Consider the following 13,402-nt stretch of genomic DNA (forward strand, 5'->3'; position numbering starts at 1 on the left):
AAACCGTCAGATCTCCTCGTACAGCGGCAGCGTCAGGAATTCCGCGAATTCTTCCGACGTCGACATCTGCTCGAAGATCTCGGCTGCGCGCGCATAGCTGGGGTTGTCGCCGTTCGGCGCGACTTCCTTCACCTTGGCCAGTTCTTCCGGGATCATTGCGCGCACCATGTCCGCCGTGACCTTGCGGCCGTCGTCCAGCACGCCCTTCGGCGTACGGATCCATTGCCACACCTGGGAGCGGCTGATCTCCGCCGTGGCCGCGTCTTCCATCAGGTTGTGGATCGGCACGCAGCCATTGCCGGCCAGCCAGGCGCCCAGGTAGTGGATGCCGACATTGATGTTGTAGCGGAGGCCCGCTTCCGTGATCGGCGCCTCGGGCTTGAAGTCCAGCAGGTCGGCGGCGGACACGTCCACGTCCGGACGCAGCTTGTCGATCTGGTTCGGGCGGTCGCCCAGCACCTTCTTGAATTCCGTCATCGCCGGCTCGACGAGGCCCGGGTGCGCGACCCAGCCGCCGTCGTAGCCGTCGGTCGCATCGCGCGACTTGTCGCCGATGACGCCAGCCATCGCGACCGCATTTTTTTCCGGATCGTTCTTGATGGGAATCAGCGCCGACATGCCGCCGATCGCCGGCGCGCCGCGCTTGTGGCAGGTCTGCAGCAGCAGCAAGGCATAGGCGCGCATGAATGGTGCCGTCATCGTCACCTTCGGGCGGTCGGCCAGGCAGAAGTCCTTGTCCAGCTTGAACTTCTTGATGCACGAGAAGATGTAGTCCCAGCGGCCCGCGTTCAGGCCGGCGCTGTGTTCGCGCAGTTCGTACAGGATCTCGTCCATCTCGAAGGCGGCCAGGATCGTCTCGATCAGCACGGTGGCCTTGATGGTGCCCTGCGGCAGGCCCAGCTCGCGCTGCGTCATGACGAAGATGTCGTTCCACAGGCGGGCCTCGAGGTGCGATTCCATCTTCGGCAGGTAGAAGTAGGGGCCGGCGCCGCGCGCCAGCTGCTCCTTGGCGTTGTGGAACATGAACAGGGCGAAGTCGAAGATGCCGCCCGAGACGCGCTTGCCGTCGACCAGCACGTGCTTCTCGTCCAGGTGCCAGCCGCGCGGACGCACGACGAGCGTGGCGACCTTGTCGTTGAGCTTGTACTGCTTGCCGTTCTGTTCCAGCGAAATGGTGCCGCGCACGGCATCGCGCATGTTCAGCTGGCCCGTGATCTGGTTGTCCCAGTTGGGCGTGTTGGAATCCTCGAAGTCGGTCATGTAGCTGTCCGCGCCCGAGTTCAGCGCATTGATGACCATCTTGCGCTCGACCGGGCCCGTGATCTCGACGCGGCGGCATTCCAGGGCCTTGGGGATCGGCGCGATCTTCCAGTCGCCGCTGCGGATGGCGGCCGTCTCGGCCAGGAAATCGGGGCGCTCGCCGGCATCCAGGCGCTTGGCGCGCTCCACGCGGGCGGCCAGCAGTTGCTGGCGGCGCGGCTCGAATTCACGGCTCAGCTTGGCTACCAGCGCGAGCGCTTCCGGGGTCAGGACCTGCTCGTATCCGGGCTTGATCTCGGCGCGGATTTCCATTCCGGCGGGGGTGGCGATGGTCATGGCGTACTCCTCTGTAGTAGTGAAATCGTTCGACGCGTCTTGGCGTTTGCAATACGGTCAAGTATATTCACTTCAGCTCACCTAAACGAGACAAAAAATACATTCATCTGTGCGTTTTTATCACAGATCGAGGAGAACGAATGGGACAGTTCCGCCAGATTTCCACCTTCGTCGAGGTCGTCGCCCGGGGCAGCCTGTCGGCCGCCGCGCGCGCCGAGGGCATCGCCCCCGCGATGATCGGGCGCCGCCTCGATGCGCTGGAAGCGCGGCTCGGCGTGAAGCTGCTGCAGCGTACGACGCGGCGCCTGGCGCTGACCGACGAGGGCGCGGCCTTCCTCGAGGATTGCCAGCGCATCCTGGCCGAGCTGGAAGAAGCGGAGAGCGCCGTCTCGGAGCGCAGTGCGCGCGCCAGCGGCCACCTGCTGGTGTCGGCGCCGGCCGGCTTCGGACGCCAGCACGTCGCACCCCTCCTGCCCTCCTTCCTGGCCGAGCACCGCGACGTCACGGTGAACCTGAACCTCAACGATCGCGTCGTCGATGTGGTCGGCGAAGGCGTCGACGTGGCCGTGCGTATAGCGAGCCTGACGGATTCCAATTTGATTGGCGTCAAACTAGCAGATAACCGCCGCGTCGTCGTGGCGGCACCGGCGTACCTGAAACGCCACGGTACGCCGCGCACCCCGGACGACCTGGTGCGCCACAATTGCCTGGCGATCAGCAGCGAAGGCAGCCAGCGCGGCTGGAATTTCCGCGACAACGGCCAGACGATCACGGTGAAGGTCGCGGGGAATATGGAATGCAACGACGGCGAGGTGCTGCACGACTGGGCGCTGGACGGGCGCGGCCTGGCCTGGCGCTCGCTGTGGGAAGTGGGCGTCGCGATCGAGTCGGGACTGCTGGTGCCCGTGCTGGAGGAATACGCCGCACCGGGCAACGACATCTATGCGGTGTTTGCGCAGCGCCGTCACTTGCCGCTGCGCATACGCTTATTCGTCGATTTCCTGCGGCGGGCTTATGCCGAGCCCGACTATTGGCGCAAGACCGCTGCCGCCTGAAAAATAATCAAAATCCGCAAATCAACATATTTCAGCGCGGAAATTTACACACTCTGGACAAAAAAAATCCCCGGAAATTCCGAGGATTTTTTTGCATGTCATTCAGCGCATTACAGCGGCTGGATGTTCGATGCTTGCTTGCCCTTCGGACCGGAGGTCACGTCGAACGACACGCGCTGGTTTTCTTGCAGCGACTTGAAGCCCTGGGTTTGGATCGCCGAGAAGTGAGCGAACAGGTCTTCGCCACCTTCGTCCGGGGTGATGAAGCCGAAGCCCTTGGAGTCATTGAACCATTTTACGATGCCAGTTGCCATTACAATTTCCTATTTCAGTTAAAGTGGACTTAACGTCCGTTTATGATCGTTTGAAGAAGCAAGAAACAAATGACAGACTAACTGCACTGCTACCTCGAATCCAACGATCCCGCATTATACCGAATAAAACCGGATGTATACAGTTTTCGCAAAATAAAACCCCAAGCCCGTGACATTCCTAAAGCCAACTTTCACGCGCTCTTTTTGCTTCGGCAGTACGCAAAATATAGGTCATCGATGGTTGCCAAGTTTGTCTTGGATCAAACGACTCCCGGACAGCATTTTTGTTCAGGATCTAAATGGCGGACTCATCGTCAGGATAGGCCCCCTTCGGATCGCGCAATCCCCACGCGACGAAGGCATCGAGTTCGGCCAGCCAGGCGCGCCATTCCGTCGGGCTGACGGAGTCGAAGGTGGCCAGCACGCGCAGGCGCTGCTCGAGCGTGCGCGCCTGCAGGCCCAGGCTGCGGAAGCCGAACGTGGCCGACGAGCCGGCCAGCGTGTGCAGCACCGCCTGCAACTGCGCGATCAAGGCCTCCTGGGGCTGCGCCACGTCGAACGCATGGCGCGCTTCCGACAGCCGCCCCAGCGTCTGCGGCAGGCTGGCGGCAAACTTGCCGTTCAGCTCCGCCAGCCGGGCGAAGAATTCCGCATCCGCGCCGTTGCTCATGGCTTACTTGGTGCCGAAGATGCGGTCGCCGGCATCGCCCAGGCCGGGGATGATGTAGGCGTGCTCGTTCAGGTGGCTGTCCAGCGAGGCGACGTACAGCTTCACGCCAGGATGCGCCTTGTGGAACACCTCCACCCCTTCCGGCGCTGCCACCAGCGCCAGGAAGATGATCTGGTCGTCGGGCACGCCGCGCTTCTTGAGCACGTCCACCGCGTACACGGCCGAGTTGCCCGTCGCGACCATCGGGTCGCACAGGATGAAGGTGCGTTCGTTGGTGTCCGGCAGGCGCACCAGGTATTCGACCGGCTGGTGCGTGGCCGGGTCGCGGAACACGCCGATGTGGCCGACGCGCGCGGACGGCACCAGTTCCAGCAGCCCGTCGCTCATGCCGACGCCGGCGCGCAGGATCGGGACGATGGCCAGCTTCTTGCCCGCGATGACGGGCGCGTCGATGGTTTCGAGCGGCGTGTCGATCTGGCGGGTCGTCAGCGGCAGATCGCGCGTGATCTCGTAGCCCATCAGCAGCGTGATCTCCTTGAGCAGCTCGCGGAACGTACGGGTCGACGTGCCGCGGTCGCGCATGTGCGACAGCTTATGCTGGATCAGGGGATGGTTCGTGATGAACAGGTTCGGAAAACGCGGATCTTGTTTCATTGTCGACATGGGAATCTTGGTTGGTACGAAGGGCGCCATTATCCCAGCCACGCGCCCGTTTGTCCCGCGTTTTGTCGACGATTTTTGTCGATGCGATATCGTCCGGCGGGCCGGCCGGGCCGGGTTCAGGCGGGCAGCGCCCGCGCCAGGATCGCCGCGCAATCGACGCCCGCCGGCAGGCGTCCGAACGCCCCGCCCGCGTCGCGCGCGATGCGCGACGCCAGGAAGGCTTCCGCCACGCTCGCGGGCGCATGGCGCAGCAGCAGGCCCGCCTGCACGGCCACCACGAGGCGCTCTGCCAGGCGCCGCGCCCCTCCCTCGTCTCCGGCAGCCCGCGCCAGCGCTTCCAGCAGGTCGGCGCAGTAGGCATCGTAGCGGCCGTCGCGCCCGGCCGCCGGCGCCAGTTCGGCAGCGAGCGCCTCGCGCACGTCCGGCCCCTTCGACAGCGCGCGCAGCACGTCCAGGCACATCACGTTGCCCGACCCTTCCCAGATCGAGTTGACGGGAAATTCGCGGTACAGGCGCGCCAGCGGACCGTCCTCGACGTAGCCGTTGCCGCCCATGACTTCCATCGCCTCGGCGCCGAACGCGGGGCCGCGCTTGCAGATCCAGTACTTGCCGGCGGGCGTCAGTACGCGTGCCAGCAGCGCCTCGTGCGGATCGTCCGCGTGGTCGAAGCAGCGCGCCAGGCGCAGCGCGAACGCCGTCGCCGCTTCCGACTCGAGCGCCAGGTCGGCCAGCACGTTCTGCATCAGCGGCTGCTCGGCCAGCGGCCGGCCGAACGCGACGCGGCCGCGCGCATGATGCAGCGCGTGCGCCAGCGCGGCGCGCATGGTGCCGGCGCTGCCCAGCACGCAATCGAGGCGCGTGTGGCTGCCCATCTCGAGGATCGTCGGAATACCCCGTCCCTGCTTGCCGATCATCCAGCCGACGGCGTCGCAGAACTCGACCTCCGACGATGCGTTCGAACGGTTGCCCAGCTTGTCCTTCAAACGCTGCACGCGCACGGCGTTGCGGCTGCCGTCGGGCAGGAAGCGCGGCACGAAGAAACAGGACAAGCCGGCCGGCGCGCCGTCGGCGCCCGCATCGGTCTGCGCCAGGATCAGGTGGGCGTCGGCCTGCGGCGCCGAAAAGAACCACTTGTGGCCGACGATGCTCCAGGCCTGCGCGTGCTCGCCGCCGAAGCGCGCGCCTGCCTGCGCCGGATCGATGGGCACGGCGCGCGTCGTGTTGGCGCGCACGTCCGATCCGCCCTGCTTTTCCGTCATGCCCATGCCGACCAGCGCGCCGCGCTTTTGCTCGATGGGCAGGGAACGGGGATCGTACTCGCGCGACAGGATCTTCGGCAGCCAGCGGGCGGCCAGTGCCGGCGCCTGGCGCAGCGCCGGCACGGCCGCGTAGGTCATCGTCACCGGGCACTGGCTGCCGTTCTCCACCTGGCCGAACATCAGGTAGGCCGCGGCCCGCGCGACCTGGGCGCCGGCACGCGGCGCCTCCCACGGCAGCGAATGGGCGCCGTTCTCGACCAGCAGCGTCATCAGCGCATGCCAGGCCGGGTGGAACTCGATCTCGTCGATGCGGCGGCCCTGGCGGTCGTAGGCGACGAGGCGCGGTCCGTGCTCGTTGGCCAGCCGCGCGAGGTCCTGCAGCGCGCGGGCGCCCAGCCGCTCGCCGAGCCGGTCGAGCGCCTCCGCGGCCCAGCCGCCGCCCTCGCGCTCCAGCCCTTCGCGCAGCGCCGCGTCGCAGCGGAACAGATTGACGTCGCCGAACGGGGGCGCCTGGTTGATCACGTCGTGGGTGTCGAAACGGTTCATTGGTCTCCTCCATCGATCGGGGGACGAGGCTGCATTTGTTGCAATGTAGCATCATGTTGAACAGGAAAAAGTTTCCTATTTGCACTATATGGGCGACAATGCACTCGTTCCGCGCTGGTCACGCCTTAACGATAAGGCAACAAGGCTAGCGCAAACCCACATGCCGGGCAAGCATGGCAGTCCCAAAACCCCGGCTGCGATGCATCAAGCAGTGTGAACGCGGCACGGAGAAAATGGGATTTTTAATGCTTCACGGAATTTTACAGTGATACATTGTTTGTCGATTTGGTACACTCGTGCGGCTGCACGGACATCCAGGCTCCTGCCCAGCTAACAGAAAGCAGATATTTCAACAATGCGTGCCAGTTCACCCGCAGTACCGCACGAGGAGCCGCGCGATGCCGTCCCTGCCGCCAGCCTGGACGGCTTCATGGAGGCGGTGGGCGACGTCGTATTCCGACTCGATCCGGGAGGATTGATCCAGTTCGCCAGCCAGCGCACCGTGCGCACGCTGGGCAGCGGCGGCGCTGCGCCGCTGGTCGGCATGCCGCTCTTGGCGCTGGCCCCGGAAGCGGACCAGCCGGTCCTGCGCAACGCCATCATCGACGCCTGCGCGCTCGCCATCGCCGATCCCGTGCTGGTCGAGGCGCGGCTGCGCGCGGCCGACAAGGACATGGGCGACAAGGAAACCTGGTACGAGCTGCGCATCAGCAGCCTGCCGGGCAGCCATGAACTGCTGGCCGTCGGGCGCGACATGTCGGGCCAGCGCGCCACCGAGCAGCGCCTGCGCCACATGGCCACCCACGACACGCTGACGGAACTGCCCAACCGCCTGCTGCTGTCCGACCGCATCCGCATGGTGATCGCCAACGCGCGCCGCTCCGGCCAGGGCTTCTCGGTCGCCACCATCGGCCTGGACGGCTTCAAGAAGGTCAACGACGGCCTGGGCCACCCGGTCGGCGACGCCATCCTGCGCCAGGCCGCGGCCCGCCTGCGCAAGACGCTGCGCGACAGCGACACGCTGGCCCGCGTCGGCGGCGACGAGTTCGTCGCCGTCCTGCCCGGCACCTATACCGCAGCCCAGATCAAGCTCGTGACGGGCCGCCTGCTGGCCGCCCTGCAATCGCCGTTCGAGATCGACAGCCACACGATATACCTGGGCGCTTCGGTCGGCGTGTCGATCTATCCGGAACATGCGGAAGACGAAGTGCGCCTGCTGGCGATGGCCGACGCCGCCATGGGCCGCTGCAAGGAAACGGGCGGCGGCCGGAGCGTCGTCTACGACCTCAAGGACAGCGGCCCGCCGCAGCACGACATCTCGCTGGAAGCGGCGATGTTCCAGGCCGTGCGCGAAGGCGAATTCCTGCTGTACTACCAACCCATCGTCAGCAGCGCCTCGCGCCAGATCGAGGGCTTCGAGACGCTGATGCGCTGGAAGCACCCGGTGCTGGGCATGGTGCCGCCGGTGCGCTTCATCCCGATCGCCGAGACCAACGGCCTGATCAACCTGCTGGGCGCCTGGGCGCTGAAGGCGGCGCTGGTGCAGCTGCGCCAGTTCGAGGAAGTGGCCAAGCGCGCGCTGTACATCTCCGTCAACATCAGCCCGCGCCAGTTCCGCAACGACAAATTCCTGTCCGTGCTGGACGATGCGCTGGCCTTCTCCGGCACGCCGGGCGACAAGCTGGTGCTCGAGATCACTGAAGGCACGCTGATGGTCGACCCGGTGCACGCCGAGGCCATCCTGGCCAAGATGACGGAGCGGCGCGCGCGCATCGCGATCGACGACTTCGGCACCGGCTATTCCAGCCTGGCCTACCTGAAGCGCTTCCCGATCTCCGTGCTGAAGATCGACCGCGCCTTCATCAAGGACCTGCCCGCGTCGACCAAGGACGCGGCCATCTGCAACGCCGTGCTCGACCTGGCCAAGCACCTCGACCTGTCGGTCGTGGCCGAGGGCGTGGAAACGGAAGAACAACTCGCGTATGTCGAATCGCGCGGCTGCGATTACGTGCAGGGCTACCTGACCGGCAAGCCGATGCCGGCCCACGTGGCCCTGGCCGCGCTCAGGGAAAACCTGTACGCCGAACTGCTGCCGGACGAACTACGGGTGGGCAAATCATGAATCAACTGAACTTCGAACGGTCGCCCAAGGCCGACGCCACCCTCGCGCTGCTGTGGGAGCGCATCCGCCGGCGCGGCGACATGCCCGGCTTCACCCGCGCGATCAACGCCATCCTCGCTTCCATGCGCGGCGAGGACGAGCGCGATTTCTCGATGGCCGAGACGGTGCTCTCCGACCCCGTGCTCACGCAGAAGGTGCTGCGCCTGGCGAACAGCGGCATGTACTCGGCGTTCGGCCAGCGCATCAACACGGTCTCGAAGGCCATCCTGGTACTGGGCACCGAGGCCATCGGCCACCTGGCGCTGGGCCTGAAGCTGATCGAGGAACTGAGCAAGTCGACCCCGGATTCGCTGCAGGCCCATATCGAGATGGAAAAGGCGGTCCTGGCCGGCATGGTCGCGCACCAGGTCGCGGCCCAGGCCCGCGTGAAGGACGCCGAGGAAGCCGTGGTGTGCTCGATCCTGCACTCGCTGGGCCGCATGATGGTCACCTTCTACCTGCCGGAACAGTGGGTGCTGCTGCAGCAGGCCGGCGGCGCCGGCGGCGAGGACAAGGCGGCGCATGCCCAGCTGGGCCTGTCGCTGGAACAGATCGGACGCGCGACGGCCGAGCACTGGGGCCTGCCGCGCAACCTGATCGCCGGCATGCGTCACGTCGACCCGGGCGAGCGCGGCGAACAGTTCGGCCACGACGACTGGCTGGCCGCGCTGGGCACCATGGCGGCGCAGACGGCGGACTCCCTGTGGCACGACGAGGACACGGGCGCCGACGAGGTGCAGAAGATCGCGGCCAGCTTCGCGCCCATGATCGGCATCGAGCCGGACTGCATCGTCGGCGCCATCGAGAAGGCCAAGGAAGAGGCGGCGGCCGACCTGTCGATCGCGCCGCTCGCCAACCCGCCCGAGAAGCGCGCGCGCGAAGCGGCCGCCACCCGCATGCGCGAGGCCGGCAACAGGATCCTGATGAGCGGCGTGGCCGACATGCGCGACGCGGCTGCCGGCGCCACGCCGGGGCAGATGATGTCGATGGCGATCGAGACGGCCTACCACGGCCTGTCGTTCACGCGCGCCTTCGGCTTCCTGCGCAGCCGCCGCGACGGCAAGTACACGGCCAAGATCGGCCTGGGCGACCATGCCAAGGCGCTGCTGCCGCAACTGGCCTTCGACGATGCCTACGAACCGAACGTGTTCTTCGCGGCGCTCGGCAGCGACCGCGTGATCTTCATCGAGAACGCGCGCGATCCCAAGTTCTCGAGCAAGCTGCCCGACTGGTGGAAGGCCTCGCTGCAGGAGGCGCGCTGCTTCGTCATCGTCCCCCTGTGCACGCATGGCGAGCCGGTCGGCTTCATCTACGGCGACTGGGACGACCGCTATCCGTCCGTGTACCTGAGCCAGACCGAGTTCGCGCTGCTGAACGATTTGCGCGGACTGGTCGTCAAGACGGTGGAACGCAGGCAGCAGGCGGAAGCGGCGGCGCTGAGGAGCTGAACGTCAACGACGTCGTCCCTCCGCCCAGGCACGTCGTCCCTGCGCAGGCAGGGACTCAATTTTCTACGCGCTGCGACACGCATGCTCAAATTAGGCCCCTGCCTGCGCAGGGGCGACGCTGGTTCATACCGTTTGTTTACGCCAGCTTCGGAGTATCGACCCTGACATCCCCGCACTGCGCCCGGTGCATCAAGGCATGATCGATCAGCACCAGCGCCAGCATCGCCTCGGCGATCGGCGTGGCGCGGATGCCCACGCACGGGTCGTGGCGGCCGAAGGTCTCGACTTCCACCGGATTGCCGGCCTTGTCGATCGAGCGGCGCGGCGTGCGGATCGACGACGTCGGCTTGATCGCGATGGACACCGTGATGTCCTGGCCCGTCGAGATCCCGCCCAGCACGCCGCCGGCGTTATTGCCGACGAAGCCCTGCGGCGTCAGTTCGTCGCCATGCTCGGAACCCTTCTGCGCCACCGATGCGAAACCGGCGCCGATTTCCACGCCCTTGACCGCGTTAATTCCCATCATCGCATACGCGATGTCGGCGTCGAGCTTGTCGTACAGCGGCTGGCCCAGGCCGACGGGGACGTTCTTCGCCACCACGTCGATGCGCGCGCCGATCGAATCGCCGGCGCGGCGCAGCTCGTCCATCGCCGCTTCCATGCGCGCGATGAGGGCGGCGTCGCCGGTCGCGGCGAAGAACGGATTCGCATGCACGTGCTCCCAGCCCTGGAACGGGACGTCGATGTCGCCCAGCGCGCCCATGCAGCCCATGAATTCGGTGCCGAAGCGCTCACGCAGCCATTTCTTGGCGATGGCGCCGGCGCCCACCACGGGCGCGGTCAGGCGCGCCGAGGAACGGCCGCCGCCGCGCGGGTCGCGCACGCCGTACTTGTGCCAGTAGGTGTAGTCGGCGTGGCCCGGGCGGAAGGTCTCGGTGATGTTGCCGTAGTCCTTGCTGCGCTGGTCTTCGTTCGGGATCAGCAGCGCGATCGGCGTGCCCGTCGTGACACCCTCGTACACGCCCGACAGGATCTGCACGCGGTCCGCTTCCTGGCGCTGCGTCACGTGGCGCGACGTGCCCGGCTTGCGGCGGTCCAGCTCGGGCTGGATGTCGGCCTCGGACAGCGCCATCCCCGGGGGACAGCCGTCGATCACGCAGCCGATCGCGGGACCGTGCGACTCGCCGAAGGTGGTAACGGAAAACAGCTTGCCAAATGTGTTGCCGGACATTGAGAACTCTGGACTTGTAAGGAGGGAAAGGAAGATTCTACAGCATCGCACCGGGCGCAGTCATTTGACAACACCTGACAGTCAAACAACTGTTGCCCTAAAGAATTTTTTCCTGAGCCTTGAGTATTGCATATATACTAGGTTCAAAGAACCGCGCTCACTGGAGAAGTAGCACATGCCCGCACCGAACGCGCCCTCGGGCGCTGCGCAGGACGACGATCTGGTATTCGTCGACGAAACGCCTGCCGCGCCGGAACCTGGCGCAGCAGGCGCATGGCGGGTGCTGATCGTGGACGACGATGCCGACGTCCACTCGACCACGACCTTCGCCCTCGGCAGCCTCGAGCTGCACGGGCGCCCTCTGGAATTCCTGCACGCCTATTCGCGCGCCCAGGCCGAGCGCCTGCTCGAGCACGAGCGCGACATCGCCGTCATCCTGCTCGACGTCGTCATGGAACAGGCCGACGCCGGCCTGCAGCTGGTGCGCCACATCCGCGACGAACTGGGCATGCACGACGTGCGCATCCTGCTGCGCACGGGCCAGCCCGGCTACGCGCCGGAGATGGATGCGATCCGCGGCTACGACATCAACGACTACCGTACCAAGTCCGAACTGACCCGCACCAAACTGTACACCAGCGTGGCGGCGGCGATCCGCGCCTACCAGCAGATCCACGCGCTCGCGGACAGCCGCGCCGGCCTGGCCCATGTGGTGCGCGCGAACACCGAACTGATGGCGCTGCATTCGATCAGCGAAATGACCCAGGGCATCCTGCGCGAAGCGGCCCTGCTGCTGGGCCAGAGCGCGCACGGCCTGCTGTGCGCCAGCGCGCCCGGCGACCGTCCCGAAGCCTGGCACGTGCTGGCCAGCTGCGGCGACTGCACGTGCCTGGTGGCCGAGGGCATGCTGGCGCGCGCGGCCCAGGGCCCTGCCGCCGCCATCGCGCGCACGCTCGAACGGCGGGCCAACGTCTACGACACGCACGAACTGACCTTGTATTTCCGCGGCAAGTCGCACGCGGACTTCGCCGCCTACCTGCGCCTGGAACGTCCCGTCGATGCGCTGCAGCGCGGCCTGCTCGACGTGTTCGCCAGCAGCCTCGCCGTCGGCCTAGACAACGTGGCGCTGATGACGGACCTGCAGCGCGCCGCCTTCTACGACGGCCTCACCGGCCTGCCCAACCGCACCCGCCTCGTCGAGCTGATCGACGATGGCCTGCGCCGCCGCCAGGAAACCGACGCCACGCTGTGCCTGGTCGACATCGACCATTTCGCCGAGACCAACGACGCGCTCGGCCACCAGTTCGGCGACGCGCTGCTGGTGGCCGTCGCGCAGCGCCTGCGCACGCGCCTGGACGCGCGGCTGGCGCTGGCGCGGATCGGCGGCGACATCTTCTGCGTGCTGGGGCCGTCCGACCAGCTCGATCCGGCCCGCCTGCACGCCCAGTTCGACGCGCCCTTCTCCATCGAGGGACAGGATGTGCAGGTCTCGGCCACGCTGGGCCTCGTGCGCCTGCGCGAGCACGACGGCAACGGTGCCGATGCGCTGAAGGACGCCGACATCGCGCTCAAGCGCGCCAAGACCAAGCAGCGCGGCGGCCACTTCTATTTTTCGCGGGCGATGGGCGTGGAGACGCGCGAGCGCGTGCGCCTGATGCATGCGCTGCGCAGCGGCTTCGCGCGCGGCGAACTGTTCCTCGCCTACCAGCCGCAGGTGGAGCTGGGCGCGCGCCGCGCGTTCGGCGCCGAGGCCCTGCTGCGCTGGCGCACCGAGGACGGCCGCTTCGTGCCGCCGGACCGCTTCATCCCCATCGCCGAGTATTCGGGCCTGATCATCGAGATCGGCGCCTGGGTGCTGCGCGAAGCCTGCGCCGAACTGATGCGCCTGCGCGCGGCCGGCCACGTCGACTTCACCATGTCGATCAACGTGTCGCAGGTGCAGTTCCGCCATCCGCATTTCATCGACATGCTGCGCCGCGCCCTGAAGGAGACGGGTGCCCCGCCGGAACGGGTCGAGCTGGAAATCACGGAATCGATGGCGATGGAAGAGCCGGACCTGCTGATCGAACGCCTCGCCGAGATCAAGCGCACCGGCGTATCGATCGCGATCGACGACTTCGGCACGGGGTTTTCCTCGCTGTCCTACCTGCAGCGCCTGCAGGTGGACCGTCTCAAGATCGACCGCGCCTTCGTCACCGAGATCACGGGATCGGCGCGCGGCAGCAGCATCGCCGAGATGGTCATCGAGCTAGGTCGCAACCTGGGCCTGTCGATCATCGCCGAGGGCGTCGAGGACGAGCGGCAAGCGCAGATCCTGCTGTCGCTCGGCTGTCCGCTGGCGCAGGGCTACCTGTTCGCGCGCCCGCTGGCGCCGCAGGCGCTGCTGGAGTGGCTGGGGAACGATGCGCTGACGCGCGCGGCCTGAACGACCGATACCCGCGAACGACGTCGCCCCTGCT

The 13,402-nt window shown here is 66.6% G+C and carries 10 protein-coding genes; 4 read left to right on the forward strand and 6 right to left on the reverse strand.

Annotated elements, in window-relative coordinates; all coding sequences use genetic code 11:
* Positions 1 to 6 precede the first annotated feature (6 nt).
* Entirely contained in the window at positions 7 to 1,596 is a 1,590-nt protein-coding gene (gene aceB, locus ACI1V7_RS08885; RefSeq protein ID WP_404531386.1) for a malate synthase A, read from the reverse strand.
* 140 nt (positions 1,597 to 1,736) lie between these two features.
* Between aceB and ACI1V7_RS08890 the strand changes: the two genes are divergently transcribed.
* Positions 1,737 to 2,651 carry a LysR family transcriptional regulator gene (locus ACI1V7_RS08890; RefSeq protein ID WP_404531387.1) on the forward strand — a complete coding sequence of 305 codons (915 nt, stop codon included), beginning with the start codon at positions 1,737 to 1,739 and terminating at the stop codon, positions 2,649 to 2,651.
* 110 nt (positions 2,652 to 2,761) lie between these two features.
* Here ACI1V7_RS08890 and ACI1V7_RS08895 read toward each other — a convergent pair whose 3' ends face one another.
* The 4 genes from ACI1V7_RS08895 to ACI1V7_RS08910 form a co-directional block, all read right to left on the reverse strand.
* Positions 2,762 to 2,965, reverse strand: coding sequence for a cold-shock protein (locus ACI1V7_RS08895; protein WP_036231758.1), 204 nt, complete (start codon positions 2,963 to 2,965; stop codon positions 2,762 to 2,764).
* A gap of 295 nt (positions 2,966 to 3,260) precedes the next feature.
* Entirely contained in the window at positions 3,261 to 3,635 is a 375-nt protein-coding gene (locus ACI1V7_RS08900; RefSeq protein ID WP_404531388.1) for an Hpt domain-containing protein, read from the reverse strand.
* Positions 3,636 to 3,638: 3 nt separating this feature from the next.
* Positions 3,639 to 4,289, reverse strand: coding sequence for a uracil phosphoribosyltransferase (gene upp / locus ACI1V7_RS08905; protein ID WP_404531389.1), 651 nt, complete (start codon positions 4,287 to 4,289; stop codon positions 3,639 to 3,641).
* 125 nt (positions 4,290 to 4,414) lie between these two features.
* Positions 4,415 to 6,103 carry an isovaleryl-CoA dehydrogenase gene (locus tag ACI1V7_RS08910; RefSeq protein WP_404531390.1) on the reverse strand — a complete coding sequence of 563 codons (1,689 nt, stop codon included), beginning with the start codon at positions 6,101 to 6,103 and terminating at the stop codon, positions 4,415 to 4,417.
* A gap of 355 nt (positions 6,104 to 6,458) precedes the next feature.
* On the opposite strand from ACI1V7_RS08910, the gene ACI1V7_RS08915 reads away from it, so the two are divergent.
* Together ACI1V7_RS08915 and ACI1V7_RS08920 are read left to right on the forward strand one after the other, a co-directional pair.
* Complete coding sequence (locus ACI1V7_RS08915) at positions 6,459 to 8,225, forward strand: putative bifunctional diguanylate cyclase/phosphodiesterase (RefSeq protein ID WP_404531391.1); 1,767 nt, start codon at positions 6,459 to 6,461, stop codon at positions 8,223 to 8,225.
* Positions 8,222 to 9,712, forward strand: coding sequence for an HDOD domain-containing protein (locus ACI1V7_RS08920; RefSeq protein WP_404531392.1), 1,491 nt, complete (start codon positions 8,222 to 8,224; stop codon positions 9,710 to 9,712). The genes ACI1V7_RS08915 and ACI1V7_RS08920 overlap by 4 nt, the downstream gene beginning before the upstream one ends.
* A 136-nt stretch (positions 9,713 to 9,848) precedes the next feature.
* On the opposite strand, the gene aroC is transcribed toward ACI1V7_RS08920, so the two are convergent.
* Positions 9,849 to 10,943 (reverse strand): chorismate synthase, encoded by a 1,095-nt coding sequence (gene aroC, locus ACI1V7_RS08925; protein ID WP_404531393.1) that lies wholly within the window; start codon positions 10,941 to 10,943, stop codon positions 9,849 to 9,851.
* A gap of 175 nt (positions 10,944 to 11,118) precedes the next feature.
* Between aroC and ACI1V7_RS08930 the strand changes: the two genes are divergently transcribed.
* The gene (locus ACI1V7_RS08930; protein WP_404531394.1) at positions 11,119 to 13,368 is read left to right on the forward strand and encodes an EAL domain-containing response regulator; all 2,250 of its coding nucleotides are present in this window, start codon (positions 11,119 to 11,121) and stop codon (positions 13,366 to 13,368) included.
* Positions 13,369 to 13,402: the final 34 nt, after the last annotated feature.

This window comes from Massilia paldalensis, assembly GCF_044901715.1.
GTDB lineage: Bacteria > Pseudomonadota > Gammaproteobacteria > Burkholderiales > Burkholderiaceae_D > Telluria > Telluria paldalensis.